Origin of the sequence: Janthinobacterium fluminis, assembly GCF_028595325.1 — a bacterium.
Classification (GTDB): Bacteria; Pseudomonadota; Gammaproteobacteria; order Burkholderiales; family Burkholderiaceae_D; genus Janthinobacterium; species Janthinobacterium fluminis.
Genome location: NZ_JAQQXR010000003.1, coordinates 384,581 through 405,168 on the forward strand (window position 1 = coordinate 384,581; position 20,588 = coordinate 405,168).

General features: G+C 66.0%; 22 protein-coding genes. 18 read left to right on the forward strand and 4 right to left on the reverse strand.

The genetic code is table 11. The features are described from left to right. The first annotated feature begins 38 nt into the window (after window positions 1–38). The 18 genes from OIK44_RS10360 (at window position 39) to tatC (ending at window position 13,107) form a co-directional block, all read left to right on the forward strand. Window positions 39–953, forward strand: a complete 915-nt coding sequence (locus tag OIK44_RS10360; protein ID WP_273670665.1) for an ABC transporter ATP-binding protein — start codon at window positions 39–41, stop codon at window positions 951–953. Continuing rightward, window positions 950–1,711 carry an ABC transporter permease gene (locus OIK44_RS10365; RefSeq protein WP_273670666.1) on the forward strand — a complete coding sequence of 254 codons (762 nt, stop codon included), beginning with the start codon at window positions 950–952 and terminating at the stop codon, window positions 1,709–1,711. The genes OIK44_RS10360 and OIK44_RS10365 overlap by 4 nt, the downstream gene beginning before the upstream one ends. 64 nt (window positions 1,712–1,775) lie before the next feature. After that, window positions 1,776–2,012, forward strand: coding sequence for a BolA family protein (locus OIK44_RS10370; protein WP_273670667.1), 237 nt, complete (start codon window positions 1,776–1,778; stop codon window positions 2,010–2,012). Between the two features lie 6 nt (window positions 2,013–2,018). After that, window positions 2,019–3,269, forward strand: a complete 1,251-nt coding sequence (gene murA, locus OIK44_RS10375) for a UDP-N-acetylglucosamine 1-carboxyvinyltransferase (RefSeq protein ID WP_273670668.1) — start codon at window positions 2,019–2,021, stop codon at window positions 3,267–3,269. A gap of 11 nt (window positions 3,270–3,280) precedes the next feature. After that, on the forward strand, window positions 3,281–3,955 hold the full coding sequence (gene hisG / locus OIK44_RS10380) for an ATP phosphoribosyltransferase (protein ID WP_273670669.1): 675 nt from the start codon (window positions 3,281–3,283) through the stop codon (window positions 3,953–3,955). A gap of 16 nt (window positions 3,956–3,971) precedes the next feature. Then, on the forward strand, window positions 3,972–5,297 hold the full coding sequence (gene hisD / locus OIK44_RS10385; protein WP_273670670.1) for a histidinol dehydrogenase: 1,326 nt from the start codon (window positions 3,972–3,974) through the stop codon (window positions 5,295–5,297). After that, window positions 5,294–6,202 carry a DNA-methyltransferase gene (locus tag OIK44_RS10390; RefSeq protein ID WP_273670671.1) on the forward strand — a complete coding sequence of 303 codons (909 nt, stop codon included), beginning with the start codon at window positions 5,294–5,296 and terminating at the stop codon, window positions 6,200–6,202. The genes hisD and OIK44_RS10390 overlap by 4 nt, the downstream gene beginning before the upstream one ends. 13 nt (window positions 6,203–6,215) lie before the next feature. Further along, on the forward strand, window positions 6,216–7,307 hold the full coding sequence (gene hisC / locus OIK44_RS10395; RefSeq protein ID WP_273670672.1) for a histidinol-phosphate transaminase: 1,092 nt from the start codon (window positions 6,216–6,218) through the stop codon (window positions 7,305–7,307). Between the two features lie 20 nt (window positions 7,308–7,327). Next, window positions 7,328–7,918, forward strand: coding sequence for an imidazoleglycerol-phosphate dehydratase HisB (gene hisB / locus OIK44_RS10400; protein ID WP_273670673.1), 591 nt, complete (start codon window positions 7,328–7,330; stop codon window positions 7,916–7,918). Window positions 7,919–7,981: 63 nt separating this feature from the next. Beyond that, the gene (hisH, locus tag OIK44_RS10405; protein ID WP_273670674.1) at window positions 7,982–8,620 is read left to right on the forward strand and encodes an imidazole glycerol phosphate synthase subunit HisH; all 639 of its coding nucleotides are present in this window, start codon (window positions 7,982–7,984) and stop codon (window positions 8,618–8,620) included. 52 nt (window positions 8,621–8,672) lie between these two features. Then, window positions 8,673–9,443 carry a 1-(5-phosphoribosyl)-5-[(5-phosphoribosylamino)methylideneamino]imidazole-4-carboxamide isomerase gene (hisA, locus tag OIK44_RS10410; RefSeq protein WP_273670675.1) on the forward strand — a complete coding sequence of 257 codons (771 nt, stop codon included), beginning with the start codon at window positions 8,673–8,675 and terminating at the stop codon, window positions 9,441–9,443. A gap of 58 nt (window positions 9,444–9,501) precedes the next feature. Next, window positions 9,502–10,263, forward strand: coding sequence for an imidazole glycerol phosphate synthase subunit HisF (gene hisF, locus OIK44_RS10415; protein WP_273670676.1), 762 nt, complete (start codon window positions 9,502–9,504; stop codon window positions 10,261–10,263). Between the two features lie 34 nt (window positions 10,264–10,297). After that, the gene (hisI, locus tag OIK44_RS10420) at window positions 10,298–10,738 is read left to right on the forward strand and encodes a phosphoribosyl-AMP cyclohydrolase (protein ID WP_273670677.1); all 441 of its coding nucleotides are present in this window, start codon (window positions 10,298–10,300) and stop codon (window positions 10,736–10,738) included. Continuing rightward, window positions 10,735–11,106, forward strand: coding sequence for a phosphoribosyl-ATP diphosphatase (locus OIK44_RS10425; RefSeq protein WP_273670678.1), 372 nt, complete (start codon window positions 10,735–10,737; stop codon window positions 11,104–11,106). The genes hisI and OIK44_RS10425 overlap by 4 nt, the downstream gene beginning before the upstream one ends. A 13-nt stretch (window positions 11,107–11,119) precedes the next feature. After that, window positions 11,120–11,491: a histidine triad nucleotide-binding protein gene (locus tag OIK44_RS10430; protein ID WP_273670679.1), complete on the forward strand. Its 372-nt coding sequence runs from the start codon at window positions 11,120–11,122 to the stop codon at window positions 11,489–11,491. A gap of 100 nt (window positions 11,492–11,591) precedes the next feature. After that, window positions 11,592–11,822, forward strand: coding sequence for a Sec-independent protein translocase subunit TatA (gene tatA, locus OIK44_RS10435; RefSeq protein ID WP_273670680.1), 231 nt, complete (start codon window positions 11,592–11,594; stop codon window positions 11,820–11,822). 49 nt (window positions 11,823–11,871) lie between these two features. Further along, entirely contained in the window at window positions 11,872–12,351 is a 480-nt protein-coding gene (gene tatB / locus OIK44_RS10440) for a Sec-independent protein translocase protein TatB (protein ID WP_273670681.1), read from the forward strand. Continuing rightward, complete coding sequence (gene tatC / locus OIK44_RS10445) at window positions 12,352–13,107, forward strand: twin-arginine translocase subunit TatC (protein WP_273670682.1); 756 nt, start codon at window positions 12,352–12,354, stop codon at window positions 13,105–13,107. Between the two features lie 45 nt (window positions 13,108–13,152). Here tatC and OIK44_RS10450 read toward each other — a convergent pair whose 3' ends face one another. From OIK44_RS10450 to OIK44_RS10465, 4 genes are all read right to left on the reverse strand, one after another. Further along, a complete protein-coding gene (locus tag OIK44_RS10450; RefSeq protein WP_273670683.1) occupies window positions 13,153–13,695 on the reverse strand; it encodes a hypothetical protein in 543 nt (180 codons plus the stop codon). 169 nt (window positions 13,696–13,864) lie between these two features. Then, a complete protein-coding gene (locus OIK44_RS10455; RefSeq protein WP_273670684.1) occupies window positions 13,865–15,748 on the reverse strand; it encodes a DUF885 domain-containing protein in 1,884 nt (627 codons plus the stop codon). A 121-nt stretch (window positions 15,749–15,869) separates the two neighbouring features. Continuing rightward, complete coding sequence (locus OIK44_RS10460) at window positions 15,870–16,379, reverse strand: hypothetical protein (protein WP_273670685.1); 510 nt, start codon at window positions 16,377–16,379, stop codon at window positions 15,870–15,872. Between the two features lie 31 nt (window positions 16,380–16,410). Further along, the gene (locus OIK44_RS10465) at window positions 16,411–20,580 is read right to left on the reverse strand and encodes a DEAD/DEAH box helicase (protein ID WP_273670686.1); all 4,170 of its coding nucleotides are present in this window, start codon (window positions 20,578–20,580) and stop codon (window positions 16,411–16,413) included. Window positions 20,581–20,588: the final 8 nt, after the last annotated feature.

The following is a 20,588-nucleotide window of genomic DNA, read 5'->3' on the forward strand; positions in this document are numbered from 1 at the left end:
GCCGGGCGACCTTGCATCACTCCACACTGAAGCCAAGCATGACTGCAATCCAAATTACGAATGTCGAAAAGAGCTATCAATCGCTGAAGGCGCTGGGCGGCGTCTCGCTGGCGATCGAGGAGGGCGAATTCTTCGGCCTGCTCGGCCCCAACGGCGCCGGCAAGACCACGCTCATTTCCATCATCGCCGGCCTGATCCGGCCCGACGCCGGCAGCGTCGCCATCCACGGCCATGACGTCGTCGGCGACTTCCGCCGCGCCCGCAAGCAACTCGGCGTGGTGCCGCAGGAGCTGGTGTTCGACCCCTTTTTCACGGTGCGCGAGACGCTGCGCCTGCAGTCGGGCTATTTCGGCTTGCCGAACAACGACCGCTGGATCGACGAGGTCATGGAAAACCTCGACCTGACCAGCAAGGCCGACACGAATATGCGCGCGTTGTCGGGCGGCATGAAGCGCCGCGTGCTGGTGGCGCAGGCGCTGGTGCACAAGCCGCCCGTGATCGTGCTCGACGAGCCGACGGCCGGCGTCGACGTGGAGCTGCGCCAGACGCTGTGGAAATTCATCTCGCGCCTGAACCGCGAGGGCCACACGGTGGTGCTGACGACCCATTACCTGGAAGAGGCGCAGGCCATGTGCCAGCGCGTCGCCATGCTGAAAAGCGGCAAGGTGGTGGCGCTGGACACGATGTCGGCCCTGATACGCCGCATCTCCGGCTCGCAACTGCTGTTGCACCTGAAGAGCGGCACGCTGCCGGCCGACCTGCGCCACCTGATCAACCACGTCGACGAGGCGCCGCGGCCGAACAAGTTCAGCCTGCGCGTGAACGAGTACGCCGAAGTCGAGAAAATCCTCGCCCGGCTGCGCGAGGCCGGCGTGGTCCTCGACGAAATGCAATTGCAACAAGCCGATCTGGAAGACATCTTCCTGCAGATCATGGATAAGGGCACATTATGATATCGACGGGCTTCCGCACCCTCGTCTACAAAGAGACGCTGCGCTTCTGGAAGGTGGCGACCCAGACCGTGGCCGCGCCGGTGCTGACGGCCATGCTGTACCTGCTGGTGTTCGGCCACGTGCTCGACGGCCGCGTCCAGGTCCACCAGGGCGTCAGCTACACGGCCTTCCTGATTCCCGGCCTGGTGATGATGAGCGTGCTGCAAAACGCCTTCGCCAACTCCTCGTCGTCGCTGATCCAGTCCAAGATCACCGGCAACCTGGTGTTCATTCTGCTCACGCCGCTGTCGCACTGGGAGATCTTCTCCGCCTACGTGCTGGCCTCGGTGGTGCGCGGCCTGGCCGTCGGCAGCGGCGTCTTCCTGATCACCGTCTGGTTCGCCGACCTGTCGTTCGCGGCGCCGCTGTGGATCGCCGTGTTCGCCTTCCTCGGCGCCGCCATGCTCGGCACGATGGGCTTGATCGCCGGCATCTGGGCGGAGAAGTTCGACCAGTTGGCGGCCTTCCAGAATTTCCTGATCATGCCGGCCACCTTCCTGTCCGGGGTGTTCTATTCGATCCACTCGCTGCCGCCGTTCTGGCAGTCGGTGTCGCACCTGAACCCCTTCTTTTACATGATAGACGGCTTCCGCTACGGCTTCTTCGGCAAGTCCGACGTAGCCCCGGCGCTGAGCCTGGCCATCGTCGGCAGCTTCCTGGTTCTGCTGGCGCTGCTGTCGATCCGCCTGCTGAAAAGCGGCTACCGGCTGCGCCATTGATTTACCATAGCAGCGGCCAGCCCATTTAACTATTCCATTACGCCACACGCACCAAGGACTTATCGTGACCACGACCCCAGAACTGATCCACGGCTACCTCGCCGCCGGCCTCGAATGCACCCACCTGGAAGTGGAGGGCGACGGCCAGCACTTCAGCGCCCTCATCGTCTCGCCCGCCTTCGCCGGCAAGCGCCTGATCCAGCGCCACCAGCTGGTCTACGCGGCCCTGGGCGAGCGCATGCGCGAGGAAATCCACGCGCTGTCGATGAAAACCCTCACCCCCGAAGAATTCCAAGGATAAGCACGCATGGATAAGCTCCTCATTCAAGGCGGCCAGCGCCTGTCCGGCGACATCGCCATCTCCGGCGCGAAAAACGCCGCCCTGCCCATCCTGTGCGCCGGCCTGCTGACCAGCGGCGACCTGGAGCTGAGCAATGTGCCGAAGCTGCACGACGTCAAGACCATCCTCAAGCTGCTCGGCCAGACCGGCTTGAAGGTCGAGCAGGACGGCGAGCGCGTCGTGCTCAACGGCGGCGCCATCGACACGCTGGAAGCGCCCTACGAGCTGGTGAAGACCATGCGCGCCTCGATCCTGGTGCTGGGCCCGCTGCTGGCCCGCTTCGGCCAGGCCAAGGTGTCGCTGCCGGGCGGCTGCGCGATCGGTTCGCGCCCCGTCGACCAGCACATCAAGGGCTTGCAGGCGCTCGGCGCCGAGATCACCGTCGAGGGCGGCTACATCTACGCCAAGTGCAAGAAGCTCAAGGGCACGCGCATCGTCACCGACATGATCACCGTCACCGGCACCGAGAACCTGCTGATGGCGGCCACGCTGGCCGAGGGCGAAACCATCCTGGAAAACGCCGCCCGCGAACCGGAAGTGACCGACCTGGCGCACCTGCTGGTGAAGATGGGCGCGAAGATCGAGGGCATCGGCAGCGACCGCCTGGTGATCCAGGGCGTCGCCGAGCTGCACGGCGCCAGCCACGCGGTGATCGCCGACCGCATCGAAACCGGCACCTTCCTGTGCGCCGTGGCGGCCACCGGCGGCGACATCACGCTGACCAACACCCGCGTCGACATCCTCGACGCCGCGCTCGACAAGCTGCGCGACATGGGCCTGGTGATGACCTTCGGCGCCGACTGGATACGCGCGCAGATGTCGCGCCGGCCGACCCCGGTGAGCTTCCGCACCACCGAATATCCGGGCTTCCCGACCGACATGCAGGCGCAGTTCATGGCGGTGAACGCCATCGCCGGCGGCGCCAGCCGCGTCACCGAGACGATCTTCGAGAACCGCTTCATGCACGTGCAGGAGATGAACCGCCTGGGCGCCGCCATCACCATCGAAGGCAAGACGGCGATCATCGCCGGCGTCGAGCGCCTGCGCGGCGCGCCCGTGATGGCCACCGACCTGCGCGCCTCGGCTTCGCTGGTGATCGCCGCCATGGCCGCCGAGGGCGAAACCGTGATCGACCGCATCTACCACCTCGACCGCGGCTACGACCGCATGGAAGTGAAGCTGTCGGCCGTCGGCGCGAATATTTCGCGCCTCAAGTAAGGATGAACATCATGAATGGATCGAACAGCGGCGCCAATTCCCAGTTGATTCTGGCGCTGTCGAAAGGCCGCATTTTCGACGACACGCTGCCGCTGCTGGAGGCGGCCGGCATCACCGTCAAGGACAATCCGGAAACCTCGCGCAAGCTGATCCTGGCGACCAACGACCCGAACGTGCGCGTCATCATCGTCCGCGCCACCGACGTGCCGACCTATGTGCAGTACGGCGCCGCCGACTTCGGCGTGGCCGGCAAGGACGTGCTGCTGGAGCACGGCGGCGAGGGCCTGTACCAGCCGATCGACCTGAACATCGCGGCCTGCCGCATGGCCGTCGCCGTGCAAGCCGGCTTCGACTACGCGACGGCCGTGCGCCAGGGCGCGCGCCTGCGCGTGGCGACCAAGTTCGTCGAGACGGCGCGCGAGCATTTCGCCGCCAAGGGCGTGCACGTCGACTTGATCAAGCTGTACGGCTCGATGGAGCTGGCGCCGCTGGTCGGCCTGTCCGACGCCATCGTCGACGTCGTCAGCACCGGCAACACGCTGCGCGCCAACAACCTCGTCGAGGTCGAGCACATCATGGAGATCTCCTCGCGCCTGGTGGTCAACCAGGCCGCGCTGAAGCTGAAACGCGAGCGTCTGCAACCGATCATCGAAGCATTCGAACGCGCCTCGAAAAACCAAGGCTAGTCCGCTGGAACCCATTATGTCGATTACGATACGCAAGCTCGATTCAACCCAAGCCGACTTCAAGCAAGCACTGGACGCGCTGCTGGCGTTCGAGGCCGGCACCGACGCGGCCATTGAGACGGCGGTGGCGGCCATCCTGGCCGACGTCAAGGCGCGCGGCGACGCCGCCGTGCTGGAATACACCAACCGCTTCGACCGCATTCCGAACGGCGGCGCGGCCAACGTGGCGGCCTTCGACATCACGCAGCAGGAGCTGCAGGCGGCGCTGGCCGCCCTGCCCGCCGCCCAGCGCGAGGCGCTGCAGACGGCGGCCGCGCGCGTGCGCGCCTTCCACGAACGGCAGAAGCGGGAGCTGCAGGGCTTCAGCTACACGGAGCCGGACGGCACCGTGCTGGGCCAGAAGATCACGCCGCTGGACCGGGTCGGCATCTACGTCCCCGGCGGCAAGGCCGCCTATCCCTCGTCGGTGCTGATGAACGCGATCCCGGCCCAGGTCGCCGGCGTCGCCGAGATCGTCATGGTGGTGCCGACCCCGGACGGCGTGAAGAACCAGATGGTGCTGGCGGCCGCGGCGATTGCCGGCGTCACCCGCGTCATCACCATAGGCGGCGCGCAAGCCGTCGGCGCGCTGGCCTACGGCACGGCGAGCATCGCCCCGGTCGACAAGATCGTCGGCCCCGGCAACGCCTATGTGGCCGCCGCCAAGCGCCGCGTCTTCGGCATCGTCGGCATCGACATGATCGCCGGCCCGTCGGAAATCCTCATCCTCTGCGACGGCACGACCGAGCCGGACTGGGTGGCGATGGACCTGTTTTCCCAGGCCGAGCACGACGAGCTGGCGCAGGCCATCCTGCTGTGCCCGGACGCCGCCTACCTCGCCCGCGTCGAGGCCAGCATCGAGCGGCTGCTGCCGACGATGCCGCGGCGCGACACCATCCGCACCTCGCTGCGGGACCGCGGCGCGCTGATCAAGGTGCGCGACATGGCCGAGGCTTGCGCCATCGCCAACGCCATCGCCGCCGAGCACCTGGAAATCTCCGCCGAGGAGCCGCAGCAGTACGCCGAGCAGATCCGCCACGCCGGCGCCATGTTCCTCGGCCGCTTCTCGTCGGAGTCGCTGGGCGACTATTGCTGCGGCCCGAACCACGTGCTGCCGACCTCGCGCACGGCGCGCTTCTCGTCGCCGCTGGGCGTGTACGACTTCCAGAAGCGCTCGTCGATCATCCACGTCAGCGAGGCCGGCGCGCAAACCCTGGGCAAGGTGGCCGCCGAACTGGCTTACGGCGAAGGCTTGCAGGCGCACGCGCGCAGCGCCGAACTGCGCCTGAAGCCGCGGCCATGAGCGACAGCCGGGCCTGGCTCGACCAGGTCTACTGCGAGGATGCGCTGGCCGGCCTGGCGCGCATCCCCGACGGCGCCGTCGACCTGATCCTGACCGACCCGCCCTACAACCTCGGCAAGGACTACGGCAACGCCTCGGACCAGCAGACGGTGGAGGAATACCTGCGCTGGACCGAGGAGTGGATCGCCGCCGCGCTGCCCAAGCTGAAGCCGAACGGCAGCCTGTACATCTTCCTGACCTGGCGTTTTTCGCCGGAGATCTTCGTCATGCTGAAGCGGCGCATGACGATGATGAACGAAATCATCTGGGACCGCCGGGTGCCGTCGATGGGCGGCAGCGTGCGCAGCTACTCGTCGGTGCACGACACGATAGGCTTTTTCGTCAAGCGCAAGGATTACTATTTCGACCTGGACGCCGTGCGCATCGCCTACGACGCGGCCACCAAGAAGGCCCGTTCGCGCTCGATTTTCGTCGGCGCCAAGTGGCTGGAAATCGGCTACAACCCGAAGGACTTGTGGAGCGTCTCGCGGCTGCACAAGGAGCATCCGGAGCGGGCCGACCACCCGACCCAGAAGCCGCTGGAAATCATCGAGCGCATGGTCAAGGCGTCCTGCCCGCCGGACGGCGTGGTGCTCGACCTGTTCATGGGCAGCGGCACCACGGCGCTGGCGGCGAAGCGCTGCGGGCGCCGCTTCGTCGGCTTCGAGCTGAACCAGGACTATTGCGACATCATCCACGCCCGCCTGGCGGCGCTGGATGCGGCGCCGGCCGGGGCCGGGGCCAAGGCCGGGGCGAAGCCGCCGGCCAAGCGCGCGCCCGCCAAGCGCGCCGGCACAGCGGCGGTCAAGAAGGCGGCAGCCAAGCCCGGGGCCAAGAAGCCAAAACCGGAAACAGTCACACTTTAGGAGCGTTCGCAGCATGTCTTTCATCGAAAACCTCATCAGCAATACGATCCGCGCCGACGTCCGTGACATCGGCGGCTACCACGTGCCCGATGCGAGCGGTTACATCAAACTGGACGCGATGGAAAACCCCTACGAGCTGCCGGAGCATCTGCGCGCCGAGCTGGGCCGGCGTCTGGCCGCGGCGATGCTGAACCGCTACCCGGTGGCGTCCTACGCGACGCTGAAGGCCAAGGTGTGCCAGCAACTGGGCGTGCCGGCCGGTTACGACGTCCTGCTCGGCAACGGCTCCGACGAACTCATTTCCATCATGGCGATGGCCTGCGCGCGCCAGGACCGCCGCGCCGTGATGATGGCGCCGGTGCCGGCCTTCGTCATGTTCGCCCGCTCGGCGCAGTTCGCCGGCATGGATTTCGTCGGCGTGCCGCTGCGGGCCGACTTCACGCTGGACCGCGCGGCGATGCTGGCGGCGATCGCCGAGCATCGGCCGGCGCTGCTGTTCCTGGCCTATCCGAACAACCCGACCGGCAATCTGTACGACGCCGACGACATGCTGGCCATCATCGCGGCGATGGGCGAGAACGGCATCGTCGTCGTCGACGAGGCGTATGGCCCGTTCGCCCAGCACAGCTTCATGGGGCGGCTGCCGGCGTGCCCGAACCTGGTGGTGATGCGCACGCTGTCCAAGCTGGGCCTGGCCGGCATCCGCCTCGGCTATATGTCGGCCGCGCCGGCGCTGCTGGAGCAGTTCGAGAAGGTGCGCCCGCCCTACAACGTCAATGTGTTGACGCAGACGGCGGCCGAGTTTGCGCTCGATCACATCGCGGTGCTCAACGAGCAGGCGGCCGTGCTGCGCGCCGCGCGCGGCGAACTGGCCGCCAGCCTGGCGGCCCTGCCCGGCGTCGAGGTGTTTCCGTCGGCCGCGAATTTCCTCTTGATCCGTGTGCCGGATTCAGACGAAGTGTGCGCAAAACTGCACGCCCGCAAGGTCTTGGTCAGAAATATGAGTAAAATGCATGGTGTGCTGACAAATTGCATACGCGTCACCGTCAGCACCCCGGAAGAGAATTCCGTATTTTTCGATGTTGTAAAAGCATCGCTCGCATAGCCAATCGCCAGAGCCTCCCCATGAACCGCACCGCAGAAATCACGCGCAGTACCAATGAGACGCACATTCGCGTCGCCATCAACCTCGACGGCACGGGCTTGCAAAAGCTCAACACCGGCGTGCCTTTCCTCGACCATATGCTCGACCAGATCGCCCGCCACGGCTTGATCGACCTCGACATCGAAGCCAACGGCGATCTGCATATCGATGCCCACCACACGGTGGAAGACGTCGGCATCACGCTGGGCATGGCCGTGGCCAAGGCCATGGGCGACAAGAAGGGCATCCGCCGCTACGGCCACGCCTACGTGCCGCTGGACGAGGCGCTGTCGCGCGTGGTGCTGGATTTCTCCGGCCGGCCCGGCCTGGAATACCATGTGCCGTTCAGCCGCTCGATGATAGGCGGCTTCGACGTCGACCTGGCGCACGAGTTTTTCCAGGGCTTCGTCAACCACGCGCTGGTGTCGCTGCACATCGACAACCTGCGCGGAGTGAACGCTCACCATCAATGCGAGACCGTGTTCAAGGCTTTCGGCCGCGCGCTGCGCATGGCCGCCGAACTCGACGCGCGCGCCGCCGGCACGATCCCGTCGACCAAGGGCAGCCTGTAAGCGCGGCGGGAGCGGGGCGGCGTCCCGGCCGCCGCCGGATTGATTTCAGATTTGATTGCTACTATGAATAAAATTGTTGTGCTTGACTACGGCATGGGCAACCTGCGCTCGGTGGCGCAGGCGCTGCGCGCCGTCGCGCCGGAGGCGGACGTGCGCATTTCCGGCGCCGTCGCCGATATCGACAGCGCCGACCGCATCGTGCTGCCCGGCCAGGGCGCGATGCCCGACTGCATGCGCAGCCTGCGCGAATCGGGCGTGCTCGAAGCGCTGCTGCGCGCCGCCGCCAGCAAGCCGCTGATGGGCGTGTGCATCGGCGAGCAGATGCTGTTCGACGGCAGCGAGGAAGGCGAGGCGGCCGGCCTCGGTCTGTTGCCGGGCAAGGTGGTGCGCTTCCAGCTCGACGGCCAGGTGCAGGAGGACGGCTCGCGCTTCAAGGTGCCGCAGATGGGCTGGAACCAAGTGCGGCAAACGGCGTCCCATGCTTTGTGGTCCGGCGTCCCCGACGACGCGTATTTTTACTTTGTGCACAGTTATTTCGCCCGGCCGGAAGTGGCCGCGCACACGGTCGGCCAGACCGTGTACGGCGCGCCGTTCAGCTGCGCCGTGGCGCGCGACAATATCTTCGCGACCCAGTTCCACCCTGAAAAAAGCGCCGCCGCGGGCTTGCAACTGTATAAGAACTTCGTTCATTGGCAGCCTTAATGCCGCCATTTGCTGACTTCTCCACCCATTCACTCATACATTACATCCGACCATGCTGCTCATTCCCGCCATCGACCTGAAAGACGGTCACTGCGTACGCCTGAAACAGGGCGATATGGAACTCGCCACCGTGTTCTCCGAAGATCCCGCCGACATGGCGCGTCATTGGCTGCAACAGGGCGCGCGGCGTTTGCATCTGGTCGACCTGAACGGCGCGTTCGCCGGCAAGCCGAAAAACGAGGGCGCCGTGAAGGCCATCCTGAAGGCGGTGCAGGACTTCGCGCTGGAAAACGACCTCGATGAAATCCCCGTGCAACTGGGCGGCGGCATCCGCGACCTCGACACGATCGAGCGCTACCTCGACGCCGGCATCAGCTACATCATCATCGGCACGGCCGCCGTCAAAAGCCCCGGCTTCCTGCACGACGCCTGCAGCGCCTTCCCCGGCCACATCATCGTCGGCCTCGACGCCAAGGACGGCAAGGTGGCCACCGACGGCTGGAGCAAGATGTCGGGCCACGAGGTGATCGACCTGGCCAAGAAATTCGAGGCCTATGGCGTCGAATCCATCATCTACACGGACATCGGCCGCGACGGCATGATGGGCGGCATCAACATCGAGGCCACCGTCAAGCTGGCGCAGGCCGTGAAGATCCCCGTCATCGCCTCCGGCGGCCTGCACAACCTGGGCGACGTCGAGGCCCTGTGCGCCGTGCAGGGCGAGGGCATCGAGGGCGTCATCTGCGGCCGCTCGATCTACGAGGGCACGATCGACCTGAACGCGGCGCAACTGCGCGCCGACGAACTGAGCGACGCCGCTTAAACGGGCCGCCCGCCGGCTTATCCGGGGCCGCGCGCCCCGGCCTTATATTGGTTCTATCATGCTTGCTAAACGAATTATCCCCTGCCTGGACGTGACCGACGGCCGCGTCGTCAAAGGCGTCAACTTCACCGAGCTGCGCGACGCCGGCGACCCGGTCGAGATCGCGCGCCGCTACGACGAGCAGGGCGCCGACGAGATCACCTTCCTCGACATCACGGCGTCGAGCGACAACCGCGGCCTGATTTTCGACATCATCGAGGCCGTCGCCGCGCAAGTGTTCATTCCGCTGACGGTGGGCGGCGGCGTGCGCGTCGTCGCGGACGTGCGCCGCCTGCTCAACGCCGGCGCCGACAAGGTCAGCATCAACACCTCGGCGGTGAACAATCCGCAACTGGTGTTCGAGGCCTCGCAGAAGCACGGCTCGCAATGCATCGTCGTGGCGATCGACGCCAAGCAGGTGGCGCCGGGCAAGTGGGAGGTGTTCACCCACGGCGGCCGCAAGGCCACCGGCCTGGACGCCATTGAGTGGGCGCAGAAGATGGAGCGCATGGGCGCCGGAGAAATCCTGCTCACCAGCATGGACCGCGACGGCACCAAGGTCGGCTTCGACCTGGGCCTGACGCGCGGCGTCTCGGACGCCGTCGGCATTCCCGTCATCGCCTCGGGCGGCGTGGGCGGCTTGCAAGACCTGGCCGACGGCATCAAGATCGGCAAGGCGGACGCGGTGCTGGCGGCCAGCATCTTCCACTATGGCCAGCACACGGTGCAGGAAGCCAAGCGCTTCATGGCGCAGCAGGGCATTCCGATGCGCCTGGCATAGGGCCGGCAGCGGCCCAGTTTGACGAGGATTGAGAATGCAAAACGGAACGACAAGCGCAAGCAATGCCAAATGGCTCAAGAAGGTGAAATGGGACGAGCACGGCCTGGTGCCGGTGATCGCCCAGGAGGCCGGCAGCAAGGACGTGCTGATGTTCGCCTGGATGAACCGCGACGCGCTGGCGCGCACGGTCGAACTGGGCGAGGCCGTCTACTGGAGCCGCTCGCGCAAGAAGCTGTGGCACAAGGGCGAGGAATCGGGCCACACCCAGAAGGTGCTGGAAATCCGCCTCGACTGCGACGAGGACGTGGTGCTGCTGACCATCGAGCAGAGCGGCGGCATCGCCTGCCACACGGGGCGCCATTCCTGCTTCTTCCAGAAATTCGACGGCGACGAGAAAACCGGCGAGTGGCAGGTCGCCGACCCCGTGCTGCAAGACCCCGCAACGATTTACCCTGAAACGGCAAAAACAAAATGAGCGACACCTTGAACCGCCTGGCCCAGATCATCGAGTCGCGCAAGCTGGCCAACGGCGGCGACCCGGAAACCTCGTATGTGGCGCGGCTGTTCGCCAAGGGCGACGACGCGATCCTGAAGAAAATCGGCGAGGAAGCCACCGAAACCGTGATGGCGGCGAAGGACGCGCGCCGCGACAAGGACAGCGCCAAGGTGCTCTACGAGTGCGCCGACCTGTGGTTCCACTCGCTGGTGATGCTGGCCCAGTTCGACCTGACGCCGCAGCAGGTGCTCGACGAGCTGGCGCGGCGCGAGGGCATCTCGGGCATTGAAGAAAAAGCGGCGCGCAAGGATGTGCTGCGCGACGCCGACGAATCGAATCGACACTGAATCTGGAGCCACTGTGGAAAATTGCATTTTCTGTAAAATCGCCGCGAAACAAATTCCCGCCAGCGTGGTCTACGAGGATGACGAGCTGCTGGCCTTCAAGGACATCAACCCGGCCGCGCCGGTGCACCTGCTGGTGATCCCGAAGCGCCACGTGGCGACCCTGTCCGACTGCGGCGCCGGCGACGCGCCGCTGCTGGGCAAGATGCTGGGCCTGGTGCCGAAACTGGCGGCCGAATTCGGCTGCGCCGTGTCCTACGGGGCCGACGGTACGCCGAATGGGGGATACAAGACCCTCATTAATAGCGGTCCCGACGGCGGCCAAGAGGTGTACCATTTGCACCTGCATCTATATGGCGGTCCGCGCCCCTGGCGCGGCCAGCGTTAGGACGAGTATGACGGGCACATGACATGCGCGCATCGCGTATACTCTGTGCCGTGCTGTTTGAAACGATTTCGGGCGCTATCCGCCCGTCAAGGAGAAGATTATGGGTTCATTGAGTATTTGGCATTGGCTGATTGTGCTGGTGGTGGTGATGCTGGTGTTCGGCACGAAGAAAATCGGTAACATCGGCGGCGACATCGGCAAGGCCGTCAAGGGCTTCAAGGATGGCGTGCGCGGCGAGGAAGAGAAGCCGGCGCAAAGCGTCGCGCAGTCCCAGCTTGGCGGCGAGAAGAGCGCGATCGACATCGACGCGAAAGAGAAAAGCAAGCTCTGATGCGCTGGCCGGGGCGGTCCGCCCCGGCCGGTTCAGACTTGCCTAAGCTATGATCGATCTCGGTCTCTCTAAACTCGCCATCATCGGCGTCGTCGCGCTGGTCGTCATCGGTCCGGAAAAGCTGCCGAAGGTGGCGCGCATGGCCGGCTCGCTGTACGGCCGCGCCCAGCGTTACCTGAACAGCGTCAAGGCCGAGGTCAGCCGCGAGATTGAACTCGACGAGCTGAAGAACCTGCAGAAGGAAGTGCAGGACGCCGCCCACACGTTCAAGGACGACGTCGAAAACAGCATCGCGCAAAACCTCGCCGACGTCGACAATGCCTGGCGCGACGACGTGCCGCTGCCGCTGGCGACGACGGACGACCTGGCGCGCAAGGCGCGCGAGTTCCGCCGCAAGAAGCTGGTGCGCAGCTCGGCCATTCCAGCCTGGTACAAACAGCGCAACGGCGGCAAGATGCACGTGCTGTCCGGCGCGGCGCGGGTCGCGAAATTCCGCCCCGGCGGCAAATCCCAGGGATCGTTTTACTAAATGACAAGCAAAACCCCGGTTGAAGAAACCTTTGTATCCCACCTGATCGAATTGCGCGACCGTTTGGTCAAGGCCTCGATCGGCATCGCGCTGGTGTGCGCGGCGCTGATGTTCTGGCCGGGGCCGTCGCACATCTACGACTTCATCGCCCAGCCGATGATCGCGGCGCTGCCGGCCGGCTCGAAAATGATCGCCACCGGCGTCATCTCGCCCTTCCTCGTGCCGATGAAGGTGACGCTGGTGGTCGCCTTCATCCTGTCGCTGCCGTGGGTGCTGTACCAGTTGTGGGCCTTCATCGCGCCCGGCCTGTACACGCATGAAAAGCGCCTGATCGCGCCGCTGGTGATTTCCTCGTCGCTGCTGTTCATGGCGGGCGTGGCGTTCTGCTATTTCTTCGTCTTTGGCCGCGTCTTCAGCTTCATCAGCGAATTTTCGCCGACCTCGATTGCCGTCACGCCGGACATCGAGAACTACCTCGACTTCGTCATGTCGATGTGCCTGGCCTTCGGCGCCACGTTCGAGGTGCCCGTCGTCGTCGTCATCCTGGTGCGCATGGGGCTGGTCAGCGTCAACAAGCTCAAGGAAGTGCGCCCCTACGTCATCGTCGGCGCCTTCGTCATCGCCGCCATCGTCACGCCGCCGGACGTGGTCAGCCAGTTCTCGCTGGCCATCCCGATGTGCCTGTTGTTCGAGCTGGGGCTGCTGGTGGCGCCCGTCTTCGTCAAGGTCACGCAGGCGCCCGAAGAGTTGTCCTGAGACGGGTGGCGCAAAGCGGCGGCCGGGGCTGGCGGCGTGCGCACCTCAAGTCTGGATCAGTTTGACAAATGTGCCTATGGATAGGACGATGAGCGTGCCCATCATCCACTGAATGAGCTGGAACTTGCTGTTGATTTTTTGTTCAAGCGCATTGAACTTTGTCTCCAGCATCTCGAACTTTGTCTCCAGCATATTGAACTTTGCCTCCAGCATATTGAACTTGCTGTCGAATTTTTGTTCAAGCGCAATGAACTTGCCGTCGAATTTTTGTTCCAGTGCAATGAACTTGCTATCGAATTTCTGTTCCAGCGCGCTGAATTTACTGTCGAATTTTTGTTCCAGCGCCTTAAATTTGATATCCCATTTCTGCTCAAGCGCCTCGAACCTGGCGTCGATGTTTATTGCAAGCGCATCAAGCTTGGCAAAAACTCTATTTTCGACCGCCTGCAGCTCGCCGTGCACGACAATGGATTTGCCGAGGACTTCGCCGAGCGCCGACGCGTGCGCCTCGGCCTGCGCCGTGGGCACCCCGGCGTTTTCCAGTTTCTTCGCGTAGTCGAGGGTGTCGAATTGGATAGGCATTTTCATCTCCGCTCCCTGCCATCAGCTTAGCAGACAAACCGGGGAATTCCAGCTTGTCCCGCGCGCAAAACGCCGCCACACAAGCATGCTACAAGACGGCCGACGGCCCCGGTTGAGGTGCGACAAGCGGAGGTAAACAAGCGCCGGGCGCGGCGGTGGCGCCCGGCGCCGCCTGTTATTGCATCAGCTCTTTGATGACGCGCACGGGCGCGCTGCCGTAGCTGAGGAATTGCTCGTGGAAGTCCTTCAGCACGAATTTACTGCCCAGCGCCTGCTTGCGCTGTTCGCGCAATTCCATGATTTCGCTGTAGCCGCTGAAGTAGCTGGTCAGTTGCACCGAGGTCAGCTGCACGCGCCGCCATTTTTCCGACGCCTCGCGCGGCGTCTGGAAGGCCTGTTTCGTCAGCAGGTCGATGGCCTCCTCCTTCTTCATGCCGAGCACGTGGACGCTATAGTCGAGGATGGTGTTGGTGACGCTGCGCAAATTCCACTTGGAATACATCAGCCACATTTCCGGCGCGTTGTCGCCATAGCCCGATTCCAGCATCATCCGCTCGCCGTACACGGCCCAGCCCTCGATCATCGCGCCGTTGCCGAAGATGGACTTGACGATGGACGGCGATTTGTTGGCGTAGACCAGTTGCGTGTAGTGGCCGGGAATCGCTTCGTGGATGTTCAGGATCTGCAAAATCCAGTGGTTGTATTCGCGCAGATTGCTTTCCGCCTGTTCCGCCGTTTCGCTGTCGAGCGGCGTCACGTTGTAGTAGGTGCGGTCCTGCGGACGGTAGGGGCCGGGCGCCTCGATGCTGGCGCCGGCGACGCCGCGCTGGTACAGCGGCGTCTCGCGCACGACCAGCGGTTTTTTCGGGTCCATCGTCAGCAGGTTGTGGCTGCTGACCCAGTCTTGCAGCAGCGGAATCTGGCGGCGGATTTCCGGGAAGAAGTCGGCGCGCGCCACGTGCTTGCTCGACAGCTTGTCGATCACCATGCCGATCTTCTGGTTGCGGTCGGACGGCTTGGCGGCCTCGCCCATGGTCTTGGCCCACAGCTCGTCGGACAGCTTGTCCATGTTCTGCAGCAGTTGCTCGCGGGCCGACAGGGCCTTCTGGTAGGTCTGCTCGGCGCTGCTGCCGGACTGGATGTCATAGCCGAATTTCTGCTCGTACAGTTCCTTGCCGATGCGGAAAGGCCGGGCGCCGCCCTGCTCCATCGACTTGTCCAGCTCGCCCAACCAGGCCGCGTAGCCGTTCACGGCCGTGCGGGCGGCGGCGATGCGCTGGGTGTAGAGCTGCTTCTCGGCCGGGGTCAGGATGGACGCCTGGGCCGCGCGGTCGAGGTCGCCCAGCACGGTCAGCACGCCAGCGCTTTGCGCCACCGCCAGTTGGGTGTGCTCGCGGGTCGGCGTGGCGATGCTCTCGCGCGCCGCCGCGTAGTATTGCGGCACGCCGGCGATGCGCTTGAGCAGGGTGCGCAGGCGCTGCGGCTGGGCCGCGTATTCCGTGTTGAGGATGAAGTCGAGCGAACCGGCGATGTTGTAGTTGGCCGGGTTCCATTCGAATTCGCGGAAGGTGGTCAGATACCAGCGGTCGGCGTTCAGCTTGTTGCTGAGCAGGGCCAGGTCGGTGCGCTGCTTGTCGGACAATTGGCGCGCGTCGATCTTGCCGAAGCGGGCCAGCCAGTCGTCGATGAAGGCCAGTTGTTTGGCGCGGCCGGCCTGGTCGGGGATGCTCAGCGTGGCAGCGTTGTCGTATTTGCCGGCGGCGATAGCGCTTTCCGGGTCGATGCGCCACAGCGCCGTCAGGAACTGGCCGCTGAGCGTGTCCATGGCCTTGTCCTGGCGCCGCTCGGACACGGCCGGCTTGGCCGCCGGCGCGGCGGCGGCCGCCACGGCCGGCCCTTGCGCGGCCTTGGGCGCCGCGGCGCCTTTTTTCTTCGCGGTCTTGCCGGCCTTGGCCGTGCTGGCCGCCTTGCCGTGTTTCTGGGTTTTCTTGGCGGCGCCGGCCGGGGCCAGCGCGAACGCCATCAACAGGGCGCCCAGAGCAATTTTTGTTTTCATCATCGTGACTAGTCTCTTGAATAAGTTGCAATAACGGGACGACGAGGTGGCCTGTCCGATCGCAGCGCCCCTTGACGAGGCCGCAAGATTATCATCAATCGGCCGCGCCGGCGCGGCTGTTACGCTAGCTGACGGTGCCCTTGCGTATCAGTTCCTGCTGGCGGGCGTTGACGGCGATGGCGACGTCCTTGCCGCGCGCCATGCTGGTGAGCGTGATTTCGCTGGCTTTCGTGAAGCGGTGGCCGATGCGTATCGTGTAGGACCGGCACATCCAGCTGAGGAAGCCCGGCTCGAACGTCGCCTCGTCCATGTCGCGCCATTTGACGCCGGCCACGCCCCTGCTCCACGGCAGGATGCCGGAGCTGAGCCAGACGCCGACGTCGTCGTAGTACAGGCGGTAGCTGCGGATCAGCAGCACGCGGTAGGCCAGCGGCAGCGCCGCCAGCGCCAGCACGCCGGCCGCCAGCGGGTGGAACTGGAACGCCAGCGGCAGCAGGCCGGCCAGCAGCAGCGCGGCGGCGGCCGTGCCGGCGTAGGCGGTCCAGGCCTTGCCGCACAGCGGCGTGGCGGATGGGCTGATGGCGGTGGCGTTGTCTTCTTCCATGGCGTTTTTCCAGTTGTGCGCAGCGCTCATGATGGCATGGATCGCCGCGCCGCTGTGTTAATCACGGTTGCAAGCCTTCCTGCAGCATGCCCAGCATGTCGGCGGCCGACATGCGCGCCGCCGCGTCGCTGCCCTCGAGCAGGCTGTCGGCCAGGTCGCGCTTGTGCTGGTGCAGTGCGACGATGCTTTCCTCTATCGTGTGGCGGGCCACGAGGCGGTAGATGGTCACCGGGCGCAGCTGGCCCATGCGGTGGGCCCGGTCCGAGGCCTGGTCTTCGACGGCCGGGTTCCACCACGGGTCCATGTGGATCACATAGTCGGCGGCCGTCAGGTTGATGCCCATGCCGCCCGCCTTCAGGCTGATCAGGAAGACCTCGCCGTCGCCGGCCTGGAAGGCGTCGACGCGCACCTTGCGCTCCTGCATGGGGGTGGCGCCGTCCAGGTACTGGTAGCGCACGCCGTGCGCGTCGAGGTGGCGGCGGATCAGGCTCAGGTGGTCGACGAACTGGCTGAAGACGAGCACCTTGTGGCGGTTTTCCAGCAGGCCCGAGAGCAGTTCGGCAAAGGCCGCCAGCTTGCTGCTGGCCAGGCCCAGCTCCGGCGCCACCAGATGCGGGTTGCAGCAGGCGCGCCGCAGTTTCATGATCTCGGCGAGGATCTGGATCGCCTTCTTCGCCGCCGGCCCCTCGACCATCGCCAGCTTTTCCAGCGCGGCGCGGCGCAGCGACTCGTACAGCGCCGTTTCCTGCGGCGACAGCTCGACCTGCATGACGATTTCCGTGCGCGGCGGCAGCTCGGCCAGCACCTGCGCCTTGGTGCGGCGCAGGATGAAGGGCTGGATCAGGCGGCGCAGGCGCAGCCGCGCGCCGGCCTCGGCGCGCTTGTCCTGGGCCCGCTCGATGGGGCCGGCGAAGCGCAGGTTGAACTGGTCGAGGGTGCCGAGCAGGCCGGGGTTGATGAAGCGGAACAGGTTCCACAGCTCGCCCAGGTGGTTTTCCAGCGGCGTGCCGGTGGCCACCATGCGGAAGTCGGCCTGCAGCGCCATCACGGCCTGCGAGCGCTTGGTGGCGCCGTTTTTGATGGCCTGCGCCTCGTCGAGCACGACGGTGTGCCATTGGACGTCGGCGAACAGCTGCGCCTCCTGCTGCAGCAGGCCGTAGCTGGCGACGACGAGGTCGAAGGCTTGCGCGCCGGCCAGCGTCTCTTTGCGGTCGCCGGCGCCGAACAGTTTCAGGTTCAGGGTCGGGGCGAAGCGGGCCGCCTCGCTGAGCCAGTTCATGCACACCGAGGTGGGCGCGATCACCAGCGTCGGGCCGTGCGGCGCGCGCGCCAGGATCAGCGCCAGCGCCTGCAGCGTCTTGCCCAGGCCCATGTCGTCGGCCAGGCAGGCGCCGACGCCCCAGTGGGCCAGCCGCGCCAGCCACTCGAAGCCGGCCAGCTGGTAGTCGCGCAGCTCGGCTTGCAGGGTGCTCGGCAGTTGCGGCACGAAGTCGCTCTGGGCGCGCAGCCGCGCCATGTGCTCTTTCCAGCGCTTGTCGGACTTGACGCCGCCGGCGTCGCTGGCCAGCTCCTCCAGCGCGAACGAGGCCAGCGGGTGCACGCGCACGCCGTCGCCGTGTTCCTGGCCGTAGGCGGCCAGCTCGGCGAGGCGCCGGTGCAGCTCGTCGCTGAGGGCGAGGAACTGGTTGTCGCCCAGCGCGATGAAGCGGCCCTGATTGTTTCGCATCAGTTCCAGCAGCGCGCGCAGGTCCAGCACCTGGTCCTCGTCGACCTGCAGCTCGCCGCTGGCGGCGAACCAGTCGCGCTCGCTCTTGATGGCCAGGCGGAATTGCTGGCTGTCGATGCGCTTGCTGACGCGGAAGGATTCGCCCTCGGGCCAGGCCAGCACGATGCTGTCGGGGTCCAGCTCTTGCAGCTCGACCAGCAATTGCAGGCAGGTGGCCGGCTGGCCCAGCAGCCATTCGCCGTGCTCCTCCCCGGCCGCCTCCAGCGCCAGGCATTTGCCGACCAGCTGGCGCTGTGCCTCGCGCTCGCCGTTCAAGTCGCGGCGCGCCTGCACCGGCTTGCCGGCGACGTCGGCGAAGACGCTTTCGGCGCCGCTGCCGGGCGCGTAGTAGGCGCCGCCCCCGCTCAGGGGGCGCACCAGGATCTGCATCTTCAAGCCTTGCTGGTAGGGCAGCAAATGCACGTGCAGGCGGGCGTCGGCGTCGATCTGCTCGGCGTGGGCGGCGCCGCCGATGTCCGATTGCACGGTGACCAGCGAGGAAATCGCGCCGATCGCCTGCAGCACCTGCTTTTCCGCGTGCAGCGGCACGGCCAGGCCGGCGCCGACGATGGCGCCGATGCGCCGGTGCTCGTCGAGGATCTGGATGACGCGCAGCCGCGTCGGGGTTTCCTTGGCGACGACGACGTTGCTGCCGTGGCCGGGAAGCGCCGGCTGCAGCGTCATCCACAACTGGCCGCCGTTGGCCTTGATCAGCAGTTCCGGCTCGCCGGCCAGCAATTCGACGCGCGTCTCGGGCGCGTCCAGCCAGAACAGCAGCGGGTGGCCGATCAGCGCGACGGCCGCCGCGTCGCGCTCGATTTCATAGCGCGGCGACGACGAGTAGTATTGCTGGAACGGCGCCACGGAGGCGGCCGCGCGCACGTCCTGCGGCGTCAGGAAGTCGATCGTGGCGGCTTCCTCGAACAAGCGCTTCATGCCCATTGCCCGGCCCTTGCTCCAGGCGCCGCGGGCGTCGCGCTTCTGCTCGCGCGGCTCCAGCTCGGTGATGCCGTAGCGGGCATCGTGGCCGACCAGCCAGACCAGCCGCGAATTCTTGCCGTCGGCGACGGCGGGGGCGGCCCCCTGCTGCAGGTTGATCAGCGCCGTCAGCTGGCGCTGCCACGCTTCCTGGCGCTCGAACCACGGCGCCAGGTCGACGAAGCCGTATTGCTTGCGCAGCGAGACGGCGTAGTCTTCCGCCGCCGCGTCGCCCATCTGGCCCAGCAGGCCGGCGGCCTGGGCCGCGATGAAGTAAAAGCCGGCGGCGCCGGCCTGGCGCACCAGTTCCTGCAACTGCGGCTTGCGCTCGGCCAGTTGCGGCAGCGCCAGCCAGTAGTACAGCAGGGCCTGGAACATCTGCGCCTGCAAGCCCGTCTCCCAGTTGCGCGAGGGGATCACGTCGGCTTGCAGGGTGCCGGCGCGGATTTGCCGCAGCATGCTCAGTTGCTGGTAGACGATACTGTCGGGGTTGTGCTGGGCCCGCAGCGCCTGGTCGAGGTAGGTTTCGGCGGCGCGCAGCAGCTTCGGGTCGTCGCTGCGCAGCAGGGCCAGCACGTACAAATGGCCGCTGATGCCGGCGAAGCACAGCTTGCGCTTGCCCGTCTCGCGGCGCAGCAGCTTCAGCGCCTCGTCGTAGCCGGCGATGGCGCCGTCCCGGTCGCCGCGCAATTGCGCGGCGGCGCTGCGGAAGCAGTGCGCCAGGCCGCCCTGGGCCGATGCCAGCAGCGCGTCGGCCTGTTCCAGCCGGCCGCTGACGATGGCGTGTTCGGCCAGCGCCATGACGAGCGTGCCGGCGACGTCGGCGCGGGCCGCGAGGCGGCGCTGCACGTGCTCGAGGCAGTATTGCTGCAGCGTGGGCGCCATGTCCGGCTCGCGCTGGGTGTTGCCCAGCAAGACGGCGAGGATGTCGTCCTGCAGTTGCGGGTGGATGCGCGCCAGCAGCTCCGGCTCGAACGGGCGGGCGCAGACTTCGATCAGGGGGGGCAACTGGGCCGCCTCGTAGCAGGCCGCGCAGGCGCTCAGGATGGGCAGCACCTGTTGCGGCGCCTGGCCGCGCAGCAGCGCGATGCGCAGGCGCGCGACGCCCTGGCGGTAGCTGCGCAGTTCGACGAAGCCGTCCCAGTTGCGCCGCACCGGGCTGATGGCTTCGATGGCCTCGCACAGGTCGTTGAAGCGGCAGGCGTCGATGGCGGCGCGCATCGCCGGCCAGCGCAGTTTCGAGCCGATGCTGAAGCCGCGCCCGACCGCCTCGCTGGCCATCGCCAGCCGCACCAGCCTTTGCAGGGCCTCCAGCACGGTGGCCAGGCGGAAGTGGCTGCCGTCCGCCTCGTTGATGTGGGCGCGCTGCAAATGCTCGTACACCGCGTGCTTGCCGAGGGGCTCGCCGACGATGGCCAGCAGGGCCATGATCATTTTTTCGTGTTCGTCGAGCGCGTCAAATTCGGCAAGCAATTGCGGGTCTGTCATGCAGTTTC

Bases quoted from the DNA above. Each gene is read 5' to 3' on its own strand.
- OIK44_RS10360 (WP_273670665.1), top strand. From the start codon at position 39: ATGACTGCAATCCAAATTACGAATGTCGAAAAGAGCTATCAATCGCTG.
- OIK44_RS10365 (WP_273670666.1), top strand. From the start codon at position 950: ATGATATCGACGGGCTTCCGCACCCTCGTCTACAAAGAGACGCTGCGC.
- murA (WP_273670668.1), top strand. From the start codon at position 2,019: ATGGATAAGCTCCTCATTCAAGGCGGCCAGCGCCTGTCCGGCGACATC.
- hisG (WP_273670669.1), top strand. From the start codon at position 3,281: ATGAATGGATCGAACAGCGGCGCCAATTCCCAGTTGATTCTGGCGCTG.
- hisD (WP_273670670.1), top strand. From the start codon at position 3,972: ATGTCGATTACGATACGCAAGCTCGATTCAACCCAAGCCGACTTCAAG.
- OIK44_RS10390 (WP_273670671.1), top strand. From the start codon at position 5,294: ATGAGCGACAGCCGGGCCTGGCTCGACCAGGTCTACTGCGAGGATGCG.
- hisC (WP_273670672.1), top strand. From the start codon at position 6,216: ATGTCTTTCATCGAAAACCTCATCAGCAATACGATCCGCGCCGACGTC.
- hisB (WP_273670673.1), top strand. From the start codon at position 7,328: ATGAACCGCACCGCAGAAATCACGCGCAGTACCAATGAGACGCACATT.
- hisH (WP_273670674.1), top strand. From the start codon at position 7,982: ATGAATAAAATTGTTGTGCTTGACTACGGCATGGGCAACCTGCGCTCG.
- hisA (WP_273670675.1), top strand. From the start codon at position 8,673: ATGCTGCTCATTCCCGCCATCGACCTGAAAGACGGTCACTGCGTACGC.
- hisF (WP_273670676.1), top strand. From the start codon at position 9,502: ATGCTTGCTAAACGAATTATCCCCTGCCTGGACGTGACCGACGGCCGC.
- hisI (WP_273670677.1), top strand. From the start codon at position 10,298: ATGCAAAACGGAACGACAAGCGCAAGCAATGCCAAATGGCTCAAGAAG.
- OIK44_RS10425 (WP_273670678.1), top strand. From the start codon at position 10,735: ATGAGCGACACCTTGAACCGCCTGGCCCAGATCATCGAGTCGCGCAAG.
- tatA (WP_273670680.1), top strand. From the start codon at position 11,592: ATGGGTTCATTGAGTATTTGGCATTGGCTGATTGTGCTGGTGGTGGTG.
- tatB (WP_273670681.1), top strand. From the start codon at position 11,872: ATGATCGATCTCGGTCTCTCTAAACTCGCCATCATCGGCGTCGTCGCG.
- tatC (WP_273670682.1), top strand. From the start codon at position 12,352: ATGACAAGCAAAACCCCGGTTGAAGAAACCTTTGTATCCCACCTGATC.
- OIK44_RS10450 (WP_273670683.1), bottom strand. From the start codon at position 13,695: ATGAAAATGCCTATCCAATTCGACACCCTCGACTACGCGAAGAAACTG.
- OIK44_RS10455 (WP_273670684.1), bottom strand. From the start codon at position 15,748: ATGATGAAAACAAAAATTGCTCTGGGCGCCCTGTTGATGGCGTTCGCG.
- OIK44_RS10460 (WP_273670685.1), bottom strand. From the start codon at position 16,379: ATGAGCGCTGCGCACAACTGGAAAAACGCCATGGAAGAAGACAACGCC.
- OIK44_RS10465 (WP_273670686.1), bottom strand. From the start codon at position 20,580: ATGACAGACCCGCAATTGCTTGCCGAATTTGACGCGCTCGACGAACAC.